The following is a 15,023-nucleotide window of genomic DNA, read 5'->3' as shown; positions in this document are numbered from 1 at the left end:
GCCGAAGGTCTCGGCCGCCCAGGCGAGGACCTCCTGCGCGGAGGCCTCCTCCAACTCACGGCCTGCTCTCTCCGCCAACGACGCGTAGTCAGTCGTTGTGCTGCTCATGTGACGTACCCCCGTGGTTGGTCGGTGACAGCAGGCCGAGGAACTTCAGCTGGAAGGCGCGGCGGCATCCGTGGCACTCCCAGGCGCCGTGCCCGGCCTCGGAGGGGCGCAGGTCCTCGTCCCCGCAGTAGGGGCAGAAGAAAGGGGCCGCTCGCTCGCTCACGACAGCTGGTCCTCGGTCGCCCGGGCCGCCCACTGGGCGAAGCGCTCGCCCTCGGTGCGGTCGGCCTGGTAGCGGGTCAGCACGCGCTCGACGTAGTCGGGCAGGCCCGCGCTGGTGACCTTGAGGCCGCGGACCTTGCGGCCGAAGCCGGCCTCCAGGCCGAGCGCGCCGCCGAGGTGCACCTGGTAGCCCTCGACCTGCTCGCCGTGCTCGTCGGTGACCAGCTGGCCCTTGAGTCCGATGTCGGCGACCTGGATGCGGGCGCAGGCGTTCGGGCAGCCGTTGATGTTGATGGTCAGCGGCTCGGCGAAGTCCGGCAGGCGCTGCTCCAGCTCGTCGATGAGGGTGCGGCCGCGCTCCTTGGTCTCGACGATGGCGAGCTTGCAGTACTCGATGCCGGTGCAGGCCATGGTGCCGCGGCGGAACGGCGAGGGGGTGACCCGAAGGTCGAGCGCCTCCAGGCCGGCCACCACGGAGTCGACGTGCTCCTCGGCGATGTCGAGGACGATCATCTTCTGCTCGGCGGTGGTGCGCACCCGGTCGCTGCCGTGGGCGGCGGCGAGGTCGGCGATCCGGCCGAGCAGCTTGCCGTCGACCCGGCCGACGCGCGGCGCGAAGCCGATGTAGAACTTCCCGTCCTGCTGCCGGTGGACGCCGACGTGGTCGCGCCAGCGGGCGGCGGGCTCGGCCGGGGCGGGGCCGTCGAGCAGCGGGCGCTCGAGGTACTCGTCCTCCAGCACCCGGCGGAACTTCTCCACGCCCCAGTCGGCGACCAGGAACTTCAGCCGGGCGCGGTTGCGCAGGCGCCGGTAGCCGTAGTCGCGGAAGATGCCGATGACGCCGCCGTAGACGTCGGCGACCTCCTCCAGCGGGACCCACGCGCCCAGCCGCACACCCAGCTTGGGGTTGGTGGACAGGCCGCCGCCGACCCAGAGGTCGAAGCCGGGGCCGTGCTCGGGGTGGACCACGCCGACGAAGGAGACGTCGTTGATCTCGTGCGCGACGTCGAGCAGCGGGGAGCCGGAGACCGCGCTCTTGAACTTGCGCGGGAGGTTGGAGAAGTCCGGGTTGCCGATGAAGCGGCGCTGGATCTCCTCGATGGCGGGCGTGCCGTCGATGATCTCGTCCTCGGCGATGCCGGCCACCGGGGAACCGAGGATGACGCGCGGGGTGTCGCCGCAGGCCTCGGTGGTGGACAGGCCGACGGCCTCCAGCTTCTGCCAGATCGCCGGGACGTCCTCGATCCGGATCCAGTGGTACTGGATGTTCTGGCGGTCGGTCAGGTCGGCGGTGCCGCGGGCGTACTGCTCGGAGACCTCGGCGATCGCCCGCAGCTGGGGGACGGTCAGTCGGCCGCCGTCGATGCGCACGCGGAGCATGAAGAACTCGGCGTCCAGCTCGTGCGGGTCCAGGATCGCGGTCTTGCCGCCGTCGATGCCCTCCTTGCGCTGGGTGTAGAGCCCCCACCAGCGCATCCGGCCGCGCAGGTCGGCCGGGTCGATCGAGTCGAAGCCCCGGTGCGCGTAGATCGTCTCAATACGTGTCCGCACATTGAGACCGTCGTCGTCCTTCTTGAACTGCTCGTTGGCGTTCAGAGGGGTGTAGTGGCCCATGCCCCACTGGCCCTCGCCGCGGTGGCGGGTCGCCTTGCGGGCCGCTGCGGGGCGGCGCTCGGCGGCGAGGTCGGCCGTGGGCTCGACGGTCTCGGAGGAGGTGGCCATGGTGAAGTCCTTCGGGGCAGGTGGCGCTGGCGCCGAATAGGTCGCGGGGCGTGCTCGGCCGTGCGGTGCCGCTCTGACCTGCGGATTTCTCAAGGCCTTGAGGGCAGTGACCGGGACCGGGCGGGCGCCTGCGCATCCGCTGCGACGGGGATGGCGGGGGAGGTCGGCGCCGGGTGCGGTGGTGCGGCGGAGTCGGGCTCAGGTCACCGGACAGATGGCGCTGGACACGCGAAGGAGGTCGACGTGGAGTCGACCTACCAGGGTGGTTCCGGCGCTAGACATGGCAAGAGATTCGCACGGCGCGGGACTCGCGGTCCACTAACATCCGGATGCTGGACGCTGAGGTTTCGCCAGGCGAGACATCCGGACGTTCCCGCCGCTCCCCGCCGGGGCGCCCGGCCACGCGCCCGTACCCCCGGGGAGATCAACCGCGCGGCCCCGGCCCGATACGGTGGGCCCTGTGCAAGCAGCAGGCGATACGAGCAGACCGAACGCCGAGCGGCCCTCCCGGCGAAGGGGCAAGGGCGCGCGGCGGGCGGCGAAACAGGCCACCTGGCGCCGCACGGCGTGGGAGCTGGTCAGGGACACCACCAACACCTGCGTCGAGTACCGGGTCACCGGGCTCGCCGCGGAGGCGGCCTTCTTCACCCTGCTGTCGATCCCGCCGCTGCTGCTCGGGCTGGCCGGCACCCTCGGCTACCTCGACGAGTTCGTCGGCGCGGGCACCATCGCCGGGCTCAAGAAGAGCATCCTCTCGGCCTCCGGGACGGTGCTGTCGGACTCCTCCGTCAACGAGGTCGTGGTCCCGCTGCTGGACGGGGTGTTCGACCGCACCCGGCCCGACCTCGTCTCGATCGGCTTCCTGCTGTCCCTGTGGTCCGGCTCCAGGGCCCTGTACATCTTCATCGACACCATCACCGTCATGTACGGGCTCGACGGAAAGCGGGGCATCGTCAAGACCCGGCTGATGTCGCTCAGCCTCTACTTCGGCGCCCTGGTGATCGGCTCGCTGGTGCTGCCGCTGCTGATGGTCGGTCCGGGGCTGCTGGAGAACGCGGTGCCCGGGGTGTCCGGGCTGGTCGGCGCCCTCTACTGGCCGGTCGCGATCGTGCTGCTGACCGTCTCGCTGACCACCCTCTACCACCTGGCCGTCCCGGTCTCGACCCCGTGGCGCGAGGACATCCCCGGCGCCCTGGTCGCCCTGGTGGTGCTGGTCTTCTGCAGCGTCGGCCTGCGGGTCTACCTGGTCAGCTCGGTCGAGGGCCCCTCGGTGTACGGCTCGCTGGCGGCGCCGGTGGCCGTGCTGCTGTGGATCTTCGTGGTGGCGCTCGCGGTGCTCATCGGCGCCGCGATGAACGCCGCGATAGACCGCCGCTGGCCCACCCTGGAGACCGCCGACGCGCGCGCCGAGAACGAGCGCGCCCACGAGGAGGCGGCCGCCGCCGTGGTCCGCGAGGTCGCCGCCCGGCGGGCCGTCGAACGGGCCCGGCGGGCCCGCGAGCTCGGGCTCGCCGAGGGCGTCGAGGAGGAGTGGGGCGAGGACGAGGGCGAGGACGTCGAGGTGCCCTCCGAGTACCCGGAGCGGTGGGCCGACGTGCTGGCCGCCGACAACGTGCGCGGCCGGCTCACCGCCCGCGGCGGGCCGCACCACCGGCCCGGACCGCCGCCGCCGGACAGCGACCGGCCGGCCGGGCCGACGCAGGGGGGCGGGCCGGGAACTCCGCCGGGGCCGCAGTCGGGGCAGCAGCCGGGACCTGCTTCCGGACCTGCTTCCGGGCCCGTGTCGGGGCCTGCATCCGGGCCTGTGTCCGGGCCCGGTTCGGGGCCGCCGCAGGGGCCGCCCGGGCAGCAGCAGCCGGGGTACCCGCCGCGACCGCCCCGGCCGCCGTGGGACCAGCGGTAGGCGGAACGAAACGGCAGGAACGGACAGGGCCTCTCCCGCGGGTGCGGGGGAGGCCCTGTCGCTCTGGCGGACGGGCGTGGGGCGGGCGGGGCCGGCGGACGAGGGGTCAGGTGGCGGCCCGGTGCGGCGGGTGGCCGTGGGCGGGGCGCAGCTCGGTCACGGCGGAGGGGTCGGCCGTGCCGGGGGCAGTGGGGGACGGGGCCGACGGGTCCGGGGCCGACGGGTTCTGGTGCGTCGGGTCCGGGTGCGTCCGGTTCGGGTTTGTGGGGGCCGGGGCCGGGGCCGGGAGCGGCTCGGGGGAGGGCCGGGGCGGGTCCAGGGCGGTACGTCCGGAGGAGTCGCTCAGCTTGATCAGCAGCGCCACCATCAGCCAGTTCGCCAGCAGCGACGAACCGCCGGCGGCCAGGAACGGCAGGGCCTTGCCGGTCAGCGGGACCAGCCCGCTCACCCCGCCGACCACCACGAACACCTGGAGCGCCAGCGCCGCCGACAGACCGGTGGCCAGCAGCTTGCCGAACGGGTCGGTCAGGCCGATCGCGGTGCGCAGACCGCGCTGGATCAGCAGCACGTAGACCAGCAGGATCGCGGTCGCCCCGGCCAGGCCCAGCTCCTCGCCGATGGTGGTGAAGATGAAGTCGCTGCGCCCGGCGAAGCCGATCAGCCAGGGCCGTCCCGAGCCCAGGCCGGTCCCGGTCATGCCCCCGGTGCCCAGGCTGAACAGCGCCTCGGCGGGCTGCTCGGAGATCGCCTTGTCGTGCACCGGCTTGTAGTAGTCGAGCGGGTGCAGCCAGGCCTCGACGCGGCCGTGCACGTGCGGTTCCACGGTGCCGACCACCGCAGCGCCGCCGACCGCCATCAGCAGGCCGAGCACCACCCAGCTGGTGCGTTCGGTCGCCACGTACAGCATCACGATGAAGATGCCGAAGAAGATCAGCGAGGTGCCCAGGTCGCGCTCGAAGATCAGCACCAGCAGGCTGACCACCCAGATCGCCAGCACCGGGCCGGCGTGCCGTCCGCGCGGCAGGGTCAGCCCCCAGACCTTCCGCCCGGCCAGCGCCAGCGCGTCCCGGGCGGCCATCAGGTACCCCGCGAAGAAGATCGTGATCGCGACCTTCACGAACTCGTCCGGCTCGAAGGAGAGCCCGAACAGCCGGATCCAGCGCTTGGCGCCGAAGCTGTCGCCGGGGGAGAACACCGGCGCCGCCAGCAGGATCAGCGCACCCGCCATCAGCAGGTAGACGTAGCGCTGGAAGAAGCGGTGGTGCTTGACGAGGACGATCAGCGCGAGCGCCACCGCCACCGAGATGAATACCCACATCAGCTGGGAGGGCGCGGCCGGGAGCTTCTGGTAGTCGCCCTTGGCGGCGTGCGCGGCCTTGTAGCTGAAGTCCAGCCGGTCCAGCAGCACCAGCCCGAAGCCGGTCAGGAAGACGCCCAGCGGCAGGATCAGCGGATCGGCGAACGGGGCGAACCGGCGCACCGCCAGGTGGGCCGTCCCGGCCAGCGCGCCCAGCGACAGGCCGTGCACCAGCAGCCCGGGCGGCATCCGGCCGGTGAGCGCCAGGTTCGCGTCGACGTGTCCCGCCAGGCAGACGGCCACCGCGAGGGCCAGCAGGCCCAGTTCGATGTTGCGGTGGCGCGCCGCGAGTCGGCGGCCGTCGCCGCGTGCAGTGGTTCGCACCTCTTGTCATCCCCTTGTCGAGCACGTGGCGGGTCTCGCCGACGGCGCATCCTGCCAGACGTTTGTGTCTTCGCCGCGGTTGCCGGAGGGAGCGGGAACAGGGCAGAACTTTGCCCGGGCAAAGCTTTGTTGGGGCTCGGTAAAGCTTTGTTCAGGCCCGGGTATAGAGGCGGGCCCCGGGTGCGGCGGGGCCGTCGCGCGGGGACATCATGGCCGGGCGCCGGGGGAGCCCCGGCGGCGGGGTGCCCGACCGGCCGGGGACCGCCGGGACGAGCGAGGTGAGCGGGCGGATGAACGCAGTGGTGGGCGGCGCGGCGGTCGGGCCGGCGGTTGGGTCGGTGGGCGGGCCGACCGGTGGTCCCGCCTCGGTGCTCGCCTACAGCGGTCCGCCGCCGTGGCGGTGGTCCGACCTGGCGACCTCCTGGACGGCCGAGCCGCTGGCGCTCGTGCTGTCGGTGCTGCTCGCTGTCTGGTACCTGGCGGCGGTGCGCAGGGTCAACCGGGCGGTGGGTGAACGCGCGGTGGGTGAACGCGCGGTGGGGGACCGGGCGGCTGCGGGGTCCGGCGGCGGGTGGTGTGCGGCCGGGCGCGGCAGCGGGCGCTGGCAGCCCACCCGTACCGCCGCGTTCCTCGGCGGGCTGCTGCTGTGGGTCTGGTGCACCTGCTCCGGCCTCGGTGTGTACGACCGGATCCTCTTCACCGACCGGGCCGTGCAGGTCGTGCTGCTGCTGATGGTCGTTCCGCTGCTGCTCGCGCTCGGCGCACCGGTCTCCCTGTTGGTCGAGACGGCGCCGGCGGCCCGGCGGGAACGCGTCCTGCGGGCGCTGCGCAGCCGCCCGTCCAAGGTGCTGATGTTCCCGGCGGTCTCCACCGCGCTGCTGATGGCGCCGCCGTGGCTGCTCTACTTCACGCCCTGGTACGAGTGGTCGGTGTCCAGCGGGATCGGGAACGTGGTGCTGCACCTGGCACTGGTGCTGCTGGGCCTCGCCTACTTCTGGCCGCGCCTGCAACTCGACCCGGTCGGGCACGAGTACCCCCACCTGGTCGGGCTGTTCATCACCTTCGCCGAGGTGATCTTCGACGCGGGGCTCGGGATCGTGCTGATCTACGGCGGGCACCTGGTCGCCGAGCACTACTACCTGGCGCTCGGGCGGCCGTGGGGCCCGAGCCCGGCGCAGGACCAGTCCTGGGGCGGCAACGCGTTCTGGGTGCTGGGGGACCTGGTCGGGCTGCCGTTCCTGGCCGCGCTGGTGCGGCGGATGGTGGTGCAGGGGCGGGAGGAGACCGAGGCGGTGGACGCCGAGCTGGACGCCCGCTTCGCGGCGGCCGCCGCGCGGGCGCGGGCGGTGGGAGGGCCGGAGGAGGAGGAGACCGGGATGCGGCCGTGGTGGCTGGACGACCCGAACCTCAAGCACCGGTACGGGGCGTAGCGCGGGTCCCGGCGGGGGCGGTCGAGCTGCGGCGGATGCGTGTGGCGGCGGACGGCGGTGCGGGGCGCTATCTGACCCCTTATGGCGGGCCAATTTTGGTCCCCAGAGGCCGCTCTGGCGACCGCTGCCTCGCGTTTCCGCAGGTCAAAAATAGGTTGGCCACAATCCCCCGCCCCGCTAGCGTGTGACACATCCGGTTCGGGGGCCATTGGGCCGCCCGAGGAGTAGAGAGCAGGAGGTGAACCCCGTGGTCGTTGTCGCCCCGATAGCTGCCCAGGGCAGCACTCGCGTTCACCTCCTTTCCCCGGCCGCCGGCTGAGCCCTTCGCGCCAGCCGTAGCCCGCCGGGATCATCTCCTCCCGAAGGGCCACTGCGTTGTTCAACGCTGCCTCCGTTTCGTCGTTCTCTTCTCCCTCTTCTGCTTCTTCCTCCTCTTCGACTTCCGCCGACGCCTCCGCCCTGACCGGCTACGGCTGGACGGCCGAGCTCGCGGAGCTGTTCACCCCGTTCGGCGAGGCCGGGCTGCTCCCGGCCCGGATCGTCCGGGTCGACCGCGGCCAGTGCGACGCCGTCATCGCCGACCCGGAGACGGGCGAGCCGCGCACCGTCCGGTTCGACACCCGGCCGGTGGGCGACGCCGACATGATCAACTGCCCCTGCACGGGCGACTGGGCGGCGGTCGACCTGTACGCCCGGCCCATGGCCTCCGTCGCCGCGCTGCTGCCGCGCTCCACCGCGATCATCCGCAAGGTGGCCGGCAAGCGCTCCGACGGCCAGGTGCTGGCCGCCAACGTCGACACCGTGCTGATCGCCTCCTCGCTCGCGACCGACCCCGACCTCGGACGGATCGAGCGCTTCCTCGCCCTGGCCTGGGAGTCCGGCGCCGACCCGCTGGTCGTCCTCACCAAGGCCGACCTCGTCGACGACGCCGACTTCATCCGGTCCGACGTCGAGGCGGTCGCCCCCGGAGTCACGGTGCTCGTGGTGAGCGCCGACACCGGCGAGGGCATGGACGTGCTCCGCGCCTGCACCCCCGGCACCACCGCGGTGATCGGCCAGTCCGGCGTCGGCAAGTCCACGCTCACCAACGCGCTGGCCGGCTCCGCGGTGATGACCGTCCAGGAGGCCCGCGAGGTCGACCAGAAGGGCCGCCACACCACGACCACCCGAGAACTGATCCCGCTGCCCGGCGGGGGCGTGCTCATCGACACCCCCGGGCTGCGCGAGGTCGGCCTCTACGGAGGCGAGGGCGTGGACCTGGCCTTCGCCGACATAGCCGAGCTGGCCGAGGAGTGCCGCTTCCAGGACTGCGGCCACCACACCGAGCCCGGCTGCGCGGTGCAGGCGGCACTGGCCGACGGCACCCTGCCGCAGCGCCGCATGGACAGCTACCTCAAGCTCCAGCGCGAGAACGACTGGATCGCCTCGCGCACGGACGCCCGGGTGGCCAAGGCGCGGCTGAAGAAGTGGAAGACGATCACCAAGTCGATGCGAGCCGTGGGAGGTCCGGTGAAGCGCTGAGCCCGGGCACCGGTCGGCCGCCGCGCAACGGCCGTCGGCCGGTCCCCGCCGGGCCCGCCCGGCTCAGCGGAGGTCCGCCACCACGCGGAAGCGCTGCAGGACCACCGGAGTGGTGTCGTCCACGGTGAAACCCGGGTCATCGAGGGCGTCGAGCATCTCCGGGCTGCGCCAGAACCGCTCGTGCACCGCACGCCACTCGGCCACGCTGGTGCACCCCTCGCCCTCGTCCAGGGCGTGCTGGAGGTCGACCTCCGCGAGCGGGACCACCCGGACGTCCGTGGTCTCGATCACGGCGACCCTGCGGCCGTCCGAGTCGAGGACGGCGGAGCGCTCACCGGCCAGCGGCAGGGGCTCGCCCTCGTGCTCGTAGTCGGCGATCAGGCCGGTGGTGCTGGTCTTGGCACCGTCGAGGATCGCGGCGACCAGCTGGTCCCGCAGAGGGCCGGGGAACGCGAACTCTGCCGGAGGCAGGGCGACGACGCGCGGGTCGTCCGGGCCGGTGTAGGGCTGCTGGTCACTCATGCCGTGAGAGTAACGGCGGGGCGCTCGGCGGGCTCGCGAATTTCGGGGCCTCGGGCCGGTGCGGCGGGCCTGCGGGGTATGGGCCGTGGGCCCTCGGCCATCGGCCATGGCCCATGGGCCGAGGGTCGTGGGCTCACGGTGTGGCGGGTGGCGGGTGGCGGGTGGCGGGTGGCGGGTGGCGGGTGGGTGGGGAGGGGGAGGGGGGAGGGGAGGCCCCCGAGGCAGCGATCAACGGCGATGTCCGATTCCCGCCAGTCACCCCCCGCCCAGTGCCGCAAACTGGACAACGTGATCGACGACGACATCCGGTACCGAGCCGTGGACAGCCGCGACTCCCGCTTCGACGGGGTCTTCTTCACGGCGGTCACCTCCACCGGCATCTACTGCCGTCCGAGCTGCCCCGCCGTGACCCCCAAGCGCGTCAACTGCGTCTTCTACCCCAGCGCCGCAGCGGCCCAGGGGGCCGGCTTCCGCGCCTGCCGCCGCTGCCGCCCCGACTCCGTGCCGGGCTCGCCCGAGTGGAACCACCGAGCCGACCTGGTCGGCCGCGCGATGCGCCTGATCGGTGACGGCGTGGTGGACCGCGAGGGCGTCGCCGGCCTGGCCGGCCGCCTCGGCTACAGCGCCCGCCAGCTGCAGCGCCAGCTGATCGCCGAGCTCGGCGCCGGCCCGATCGCGCTGGCCCGCGCCCGCCGCGCGCAGACCGCCCGCCTGCTCCTCCAGACCACCGAACTGCCCGTCACCGACGTCGCGTTCGCGGCCGGCTTCGCCTCCGTCCGCCAGTTCAACGACACCGTGCGCGAGGTCTACGACCGCACTCCCAGTGGTCTGCGCGCCGAGGTCGCCGCCGGCCGCCGCAGTGCGACCCCGGCCGGCGGCCTCACCCTGCGCCTCGCCTACCGCGGCGCGCTCGACAGCGAGCACCTGATCGACTTCCTCGCCCTGCGTGCCGTCCCCGGGGTGGAGGAGGTCGTCCCCGGCGCGCGGCCCGGTGTGCGCGTGTACCGTCGTACGCTCGCGCTCCCGTACGGCCACGGCATCGCCGAGGTCGACGGTCTGGCGCCGGGCGAGCCGCCCACCCGCGGCTGGCTCGACTGCCGGCTGCTGCTCGCCGACCTGCGAGACCTGCCGACCGCCGTCCAGCGCCTGCGCAACCTCTTCGACCTGGACGCCGACCCGCTCGCGGTCGACGAGCAGCTCGGCGCCGACCCGCTGCTCGGCCCGCTGGTCCGCGAGCGCCCCGGCCTGCGCTCGCCCGGCCACGTGGACCCGCACGAGCTCGCCGTCCGCGCCGTCCTCGGCCAGCAGATCAGCGTCGTCGCCGCCCGTACCCTGGCGGGACGGCTCGCCGAGAAGTACGGCACCGCGCTGCCCGAGCCCAGCGGCGGCCTGCGGCTGCTCTTCCCGACCGCGGCCGCCCTGGCCACCGCCGATCCGGAGGACTTCGCGATGCCCGTCGCCCGCCGCCGCGCGCTCACCGGCCTGTGTGCCGCGCTGGCCGAGGGCGTGGTCCGGCTCGACAGCGGGGTCGACCGGGAGGAGGCCGCGGCCGGCCTGCTGGACCTGCCCGGCATCGGCCCCTGGACGGTCGGCTACCTGCGGATGCGGGCGATGGCCGACCCCGACGTCTTCCTCCCGAGCGACGTGGGCGTCAAGCACGGCCTGCTCCGGCTCGGCGCCGCGGGGGACCCGAAGTCCGCCGACCGAGCCGCCGAGGCCTGGGCCCCGTGGCGCTCCTACGCCGTCCACCGGCTGTGGGCCGGCCCCGTGAGCACCGGCCCAGCGAGTACCGGCTCCGCGAGTACCAGTCCCACGAACACCGGCATCAGCACAAGCAACACCAGTGACACCACTGACACCAGTACCGGAACGGAGAACGGACGAGCATGAGCACCACCGTCTACACCACCATGGAGAGCCCCTTCGGCCGGCTGCTGCTCAGCGGCGTGCTGCCCGAGGAGGGCGGACCGGCCGCGCTGGCCACGGTCACCGTGCCCGGCCAGAAGTACGCCCTGGCCGAGCCCGCCGACGACTGGGTCCTCGACCCGGAGGCGCTCGCCGAGCCGGTGGCCCAGCTGACCGACTACTTCGCCGGCAAGCGCACCGGCTTCGACCTCCCGCTCGCGCCCGAGGGCACCGAGTTCCGCCGCAGGATCTGGGCGGCACTGGACGAGATCCCGTACGGCAAGACCGTCACGTACGGCGAACTCGCCGAGCTGGCCGGGCAGGAGCCGCGCATGGTCCGGGCGGTCGGCGGCGCGGTGGGCGCCAACCCGCTGCTGATCGTCCGCCCCTGCCACCGGGTGCTCGGCGCCGGCGGCGCGCTCACCGGCTTCGCCGCCGGTGTGGACCGCAAGCGCTGGCTGCTGGACCTGGAGAGCGGCACCCTGTTCTGACCGCCGGGGCGCCGCGAACGTCCGAGAATCCGCCGTCGAACCCTCAACTCCGCAGTTCCACCCGCCAGTTGTTGCTGCGCATGGGCCGTCCGGGCGGGAACTCGAAGTCCGTCTCGCCGAGCAGTGTGAAGCCGGCCTTCGCGCAGACCGCGTTGGAGGCGGGGTTGTCCACCGAGGGGAAGGCGTGCAGGTGGGGGTGGGCGGCCTCGCGGCGGGCGGCCTCGACCGCCGCGCGGGTCGCGGCGACCGCGATGCCCCGCCCCTGGAAGCCGGGCAGCACGTTCCATCCCATCTCGTGGACGGTCCGGCCCTCCCACGTCCGGGTGCCGTAGCCGACCGTCCCGACGGCCTCGCCCTCGGGCAGCAGCACGATCCGGTACATGCAGCCGAGCCCGGACGGGACGAAGTCCAGGTAGCGGCGGTGCCGTACGAGCAGCTGCTCGGCGCTCTCCGGCCCGCCGACGTGCTTCTTCATCTCCGGCGTGTTGACCCGGCGCAGCAGCGCGAGGTCGTCGTCCGTCCAGGGCTCGATCCGTACCGCTGTGCTGGTCATGCCGGGGACGGTAGCGGCGGGCGAACGCGGCGGCCAGTGGTTTTCACCCGGCCGCGGGCTCCTGGGCGGGTGCCGGCTCGGGCCCGGTGCCCGGCTGTGCGAGGGCGCGGGCGAGCTGTTCCAGGCCCGGCAGGGCGTTGACGACCGCCGCGCGGTCGGCCGGGTCGAGGGTGCCGAGTGCGGTGGCGATGCGGCGTTCGTGGGCGTGCTGCCAGTCGTCCAGCTGGCGCCGGCCCGCCGGGGTGAGGGCGATCCGGGCGGTGCGGCGGTCGCCGGGGTCGGCCTGGCGGTCCACGAAGCCGGCGTCGAGCAGCTTCCCGACCAGTCCGCTGACGGTGTTGGGTGCGAGCCGCTGCCGTGCGGCCAGCTCGCCGACCCGCAGTGGCGCGGCGGCCAGTGTCTGGAGGAGTTCGACCTGCGCCATCGGCAGGGACTCCCACGGGTAGTCGGTGCGGATGCTGCTGCGCAGCGCGCGGCGCAGCCGGGTGACGGTGTCGGTCAGCTGCCGGGCGTGCTCGACCGCCGGGTCGGGGCTTGCGGTGGCGGGGTCGGGAACGTGTGGTGACGACGGCATGGCGGACAGCGTATCGCCTGGTACGGGGCGGTTCGGCGGCCGGTCGGGGCCCGGGGCCGTGCCGTGTTGCGGCTCTGTCGCAGGCCTCGCCGCGGGCGTCCGTCCGGCACCGTTCGTATCGTGGGACACATCCTGTCGTAGAACGAGCTGCTCGTAGAGAGAACATATCTGTATCCGATATATTCGTACCCATGAACGCCACCGCCCTTGCCTCGCGGCTGCTCACCGAGCGGCCCCGGCCGCGCGGCATAGCCGGCTGGCGCCACGCCCACTGGCTCGCCGTCGGCACGGTCTGTCTCGGCGCCTTCCTCGGTCAGCTGGACGCCAGTGTCATCGCCCTGGTCTTCCCCGCCATCGGCCGCGACTTCGACGCGGGCTTCGCCGCCGTCGAGTGGGTCGCCCTCGCCTACCTGCTGGTCCTGGTCGCCCTGCTGGCCCCGATCGGCTGGCTGTCGGACCTGGTCGGCCGCAAGACGATGTACATCGGCGGCTTCGCGGTCTTCGGCCTCTCCTCGCTCGGTGCCGGATTCGCCGGCGGCCTCTGGGCCCTGGTCGGCTGCCGCGCCGTCCAGGCGGTGGGCGCCGCGATGATGCAGGCCAACAGCGTCGCCCTGGTCGCGCGGGGCGTCCCCGAGCGCGCGATGCGGCGCGCGCTCGGCATCCAGGCCTCCGCCCAGGGCCTCGGCCTGGCGCTCGGGCCCAGCCTCGGCGGGCTGCTGGTCGAACACGCCTCGTGGCGCTGGGTGTTCTGGGTCAATGTGCCGATCGCGGCGTTCGGCATCCTGGCCGGCTGGTTCCTGCTGCCCCGCACCCGGGCGGCGGGCGCCCCCGCGGCCGTACCGGGCCCCCGCCCTGCGAACTCCCCCGGCGGGGAAGCCCACCGCGCCGGAGGCCGTCGAAACGTTGCCCACCGCAACGATGCCCACCGCAACGAAGCCCGCCGGACCGCGACCGGCCGGACCGTGACCCGCCGGACCGCGACCGGCGACGCCGCCCGCTTCGACCTGCCCGGCCTGCTGCTGCTCACCGGGGCGACCACCTCGCTGCTGCTCGCCCTGTCCACCGCCTCCGGCCTGCCGCTGCCCGGCTGGGCGGTGGCCGCCCTGCTGCTCGCCTCCGCCGCCCTGACCCTGGCACTGGTGCGCCAGGAACGGCGGGCCGCCCGGCCGATCCTGGCGCCCGGGCTGGTCAACACCCCGGGCGTGCGCTCCGGCCTGGTGGTGGGGCTGATCGGCTATCTGCTGCTGTTCTGCCCGCTGGTGCTGGGCCCGGTGCTGCTCACCGGTGCCGGGGTGTCGACGGCCCACGCGGGCCTGGTGATCACCCTGCTGCCCGCCGGGTTCGCCTTCGCCGCGACGGTCGGCGGCGGGCTGCTGCCCCGGGGCTGGTCGGACGTGACCAGGTGCCGCCGGGGTGCGCTGCTCGCGGCCGGCGGGCTGCTGCTGTTCGCCCTGCTGCCGGCCTCGGACGCGGCGGCGGCCCCGCTGCTGATCGCCGGTTACGGGCTGGGTCTGCTGCTGCCCGCCAACAACGCGCTGGTGATGCGGGCGATCCCGGCGCAGTGCTCGGCGGTCGGCGGCGGCATGGTGAACATGGCCCGCAGTCTCGGCACGGCGCTCGGCATGGCGCTGTCCGTCCTCGGTGTCCACCTGGCGGGCGCCGAGTCCGGTGGGCGGACGGTACTGCTCGTGCTCGCCGCCGTCGCCGCGGCGGCGGCGCTGCTCGCCCGGCCCGTCCGGGCCTGAGGAGCGCGGGGCCCCGCTACCGCGCGTCGGTACGGGCGCGCGGGGGCACCGGTGCGTTCAGGGCGTCCTGGGCGCGGTTCAGGCCGCGCCGCACCAGCGTCTCCAGGGCGTCCGCGCAGCGGTCCAACTCGCCGGGCATGGCGGCCAGTTCCTCCTCCGAGAACTTCTTCAGCACGAAGTCCCCGACGCTCTGGCCCTTCGGCGGACGTCCGATGCCGAACCGCAGCCTGACGAAGTCCCGGGTGCCGAGCACCTCGCCCACCGAGCGCACCCCGTTGTGGCCGCCGGGGCCGCCGCCGCGCTTGAGCCGGGCGGAGCCGAAGGCGAAGTCCAGGTCGTCCTGCACCACCACCAGCCGCTCGACCGGGACGCCGTGGCGGCGCAGCAGCGCGGCCACCGGGCGGCCGGACAGGTTGATGGACCACCACAGCGGCTTGGCCAGCAGCACCCGGTGGCCGTCGACGGCGATCTCGGCCACCAGGGTGGCGATCCCGCGCCGGCGGAACCGGGCGCCGTGCCGTTCGGCCAGCCGGTCCACGGCGAGGAAGCCCGCGTTGTGCCGGGTGAGCCGGAACCACGGGCCGGGGTTGCCCAGGCCGGCGATCAGCCAGGGGGCGTCGGGGGTCATGCGAGGGTTCTCCGGAGGGGTGGGGGCGGGGGAAGACGGCGGACGGCCGGGGCGCGGCGGGGACGGTACGGGACCGTC

General features: G+C 73.9%; 14 protein-coding genes. 6 read left to right on the top strand and 8 right to left on the bottom strand.

Annotated elements, in window-relative coordinates:
* Positions 1-88: 88 nt before the first annotated feature.
* The 3 genes from ACFVHV_RS40135 to ACFVHV_RS40125 all read right to left on the bottom strand — a co-directional run bounded on the left by ACFVHV_RS40135 (position 89) and on the right by ACFVHV_RS40125 (position 2,274).
* The gene (locus ACFVHV_RS40135) at positions 89-271 is read right to left on the bottom strand and encodes a hypothetical protein (RefSeq protein WP_359908072.1); all 183 of its coding nucleotides are present in this window, start codon (positions 269-271) and stop codon (positions 89-91) included.
* Positions 268-1,992 carry a nitrite/sulfite reductase gene (locus ACFVHV_RS40130; RefSeq protein WP_380358341.1) on the bottom strand — a complete coding sequence of 575 codons (1,725 nt, stop codon included), beginning with the start codon at positions 1,990-1,992 and terminating at the stop codon, positions 268-270. Before ACFVHV_RS40130 ends, ACFVHV_RS40135 begins: the two co-directional genes overlap by 4 nt.
* A gap of 198 nt (positions 1,993-2,190) precedes the next feature.
* On the bottom strand, positions 2,191-2,274 hold the full coding sequence (locus tag ACFVHV_RS40125; RefSeq protein ID WP_318264789.1) for a putative leader peptide: 84 nt from the start codon (positions 2,272-2,274) through the stop codon (positions 2,191-2,193).
* Positions 2,275-2,452: 178 nt separating this feature from the next.
* Here ACFVHV_RS40125 and ACFVHV_RS40120 point away from each other — a divergent pair, with 178 nt between their 5' ends.
* Positions 2,453-3,895 carry a YihY/virulence factor BrkB family protein gene (locus ACFVHV_RS40120; RefSeq protein WP_380358338.1) on the top strand — a complete coding sequence of 481 codons (1,443 nt, stop codon included), beginning with the start codon at positions 2,453-2,455 and terminating at the stop codon, positions 3,893-3,895.
* A gap of 106 nt (positions 3,896-4,001) precedes the next feature.
* Here ACFVHV_RS40120 and ACFVHV_RS40115 read toward each other — a convergent pair whose 3' ends face one another.
* Entirely contained in the window at positions 4,002-5,576 is a 1,575-nt protein-coding gene (locus ACFVHV_RS40115; protein ID WP_359908063.1) for an FtsW/RodA/SpoVE family cell cycle protein, read from the bottom strand.
* A gap of 290 nt (positions 5,577-5,866) precedes the next feature.
* Between ACFVHV_RS40115 and ACFVHV_RS40110 the strand changes: the two genes are divergently transcribed.
* Together ACFVHV_RS40110 and rsgA are read left to right on the top strand one after the other, a co-directional pair.
* A complete protein-coding gene (locus ACFVHV_RS40110) occupies positions 5,867-7,006 on the top strand; it encodes a cytochrome c oxidase assembly protein (protein ID WP_380358335.1) in 1,140 nt (379 codons plus the stop codon).
* Between the two features lie 375 nt (positions 7,007-7,381).
* Positions 7,382-8,527: a ribosome small subunit-dependent GTPase A gene (gene rsgA, locus ACFVHV_RS40105; RefSeq protein ID WP_359908058.1), complete on the top strand. Its 1,146-nt coding sequence runs from the start codon at positions 7,382-7,384 to the stop codon at positions 8,525-8,527.
* Between the two features lie 63 nt (positions 8,528-8,590).
* On the opposite strand, the gene ACFVHV_RS40100 is transcribed toward rsgA, so the two are convergent.
* Positions 8,591-9,049: an ASCH domain-containing protein gene (locus tag ACFVHV_RS40100; protein WP_359908055.1), complete on the bottom strand. Its 459-nt coding sequence runs from the start codon at positions 9,047-9,049 to the stop codon at positions 8,591-8,593.
* Between the two features lie 237 nt (positions 9,050-9,286).
* On the opposite strand from ACFVHV_RS40100, the gene ACFVHV_RS40095 reads away from it, so the two are divergent.
* Together ACFVHV_RS40095 and ACFVHV_RS40090 are read left to right on the top strand one after the other, a co-directional pair.
* Entirely contained in the window at positions 9,287-10,939 is a 1,653-nt protein-coding gene (locus ACFVHV_RS40095; protein WP_380358331.1) for a DNA-3-methyladenine glycosylase 2 family protein, read from the top strand.
* Positions 10,936-11,445 (top strand): methylated-DNA--[protein]-cysteine S-methyltransferase, encoded by a 510-nt coding sequence (locus ACFVHV_RS40090; RefSeq protein WP_359908049.1) that lies wholly within the window; start codon positions 10,936-10,938, stop codon positions 11,443-11,445. Before ACFVHV_RS40095 ends, ACFVHV_RS40090 begins: the two co-directional genes overlap by 4 nt.
* 43 nt (positions 11,446-11,488) lie before the next feature.
* Here the strand turns inward: ACFVHV_RS40090 and ACFVHV_RS40085 are convergent, their stop codons facing one another.
* A complete protein-coding gene (locus ACFVHV_RS40085; RefSeq protein ID WP_359908046.1) occupies positions 11,489-11,998 on the bottom strand; it encodes a GNAT family N-acetyltransferase in 510 nt (169 codons plus the stop codon).
* A 43-nt stretch (positions 11,999-12,041) separates the two neighbouring features.
* Positions 12,042-12,572, bottom strand: coding sequence for a MarR family winged helix-turn-helix transcriptional regulator (locus ACFVHV_RS40080; protein WP_359908043.1), 531 nt, complete (start codon positions 12,570-12,572; stop codon positions 12,042-12,044).
* 191 nt (positions 12,573-12,763) lie between these two features.
* Between ACFVHV_RS40080 and ACFVHV_RS40075 the strand changes: the two genes are divergently transcribed.
* A complete protein-coding gene (locus ACFVHV_RS40075; protein WP_380358327.1) occupies positions 12,764-14,317 on the top strand; it encodes an MFS transporter in 1,554 nt (517 codons plus the stop codon).
* 16 nt (positions 14,318-14,333) lie between these two features.
* Here the strand turns inward: ACFVHV_RS40075 and pth are convergent, their stop codons facing one another.
* Entirely contained in the window at positions 14,334-14,945 is a 612-nt protein-coding gene (gene pth / locus ACFVHV_RS40070) for an aminoacyl-tRNA hydrolase (RefSeq protein ID WP_359908038.1), read from the bottom strand.
* Positions 14,946-15,023: the final 78 nt, after the last annotated feature.

The sequence above is a fragment of the Kitasatospora sp. NPDC127116 genome (assembly GCF_042677365.1).
Lineage (GTDB): Bacteria > Actinomycetota > Actinomycetes > Streptomycetales > Streptomycetaceae > Kitasatospora > Kitasatospora lactacystinica.
The sequence above is the reverse complement of the archived record's forward strand: the minus strand, read 5'-3'. Positions and strand labels throughout refer to the sequence as shown.

Coding starts and splice junctions, on each gene's coding strand:
- ACFVHV_RS40130 (WP_380358341.1), bottom strand. CDS start 1,992: ATGGCCACCTCCTCCGAGACCGTCGAGCCCACGGCCGACCTCGCCGCC.
- ACFVHV_RS40125 (WP_318264789.1), bottom strand. CDS start 2,274: ATGTCTAGCGCCGGAACCACCCTGGTAGGTCGACTCCACGTCGACCTC.
- ACFVHV_RS40110 (WP_380358335.1), top strand. CDS start 5,867: ATGAACGCAGTGGTGGGCGGCGCGGCGGTCGGGCCGGCGGTTGGGTCG.
- ACFVHV_RS40100 (WP_359908055.1), bottom strand. CDS start 9,049: ATGAGTGACCAGCAGCCCTACACCGGCCCGGACGACCCGCGCGTCGTC.
- ACFVHV_RS40095 (WP_380358331.1), top strand. CDS start 9,287: ATGTCCGATTCCCGCCAGTCACCCCCCGCCCAGTGCCGCAAACTGGAC.
- ACFVHV_RS40090 (WP_359908049.1), top strand. CDS start 10,936: ATGAGCACCACCGTCTACACCACCATGGAGAGCCCCTTCGGCCGGCTG.
- ACFVHV_RS40085 (WP_359908046.1), bottom strand. CDS start 11,998: ATGACCAGCACAGCGGTACGGATCGAGCCCTGGACGGACGACGACCTC.
- ACFVHV_RS40080 (WP_359908043.1), bottom strand. CDS start 12,572: ATGCCGTCGTCACCACACGTTCCCGACCCCGCCACCGCAAGCCCCGAC.
- ACFVHV_RS40075 (WP_380358327.1), top strand. CDS start 12,764: ATGAACGCCACCGCCCTTGCCTCGCGGCTGCTCACCGAGCGGCCCCGG.
- pth (WP_359908038.1), bottom strand. CDS start 14,945: ATGACCCCCGACGCCCCCTGGCTGATCGCCGGCCTGGGCAACCCCGGC.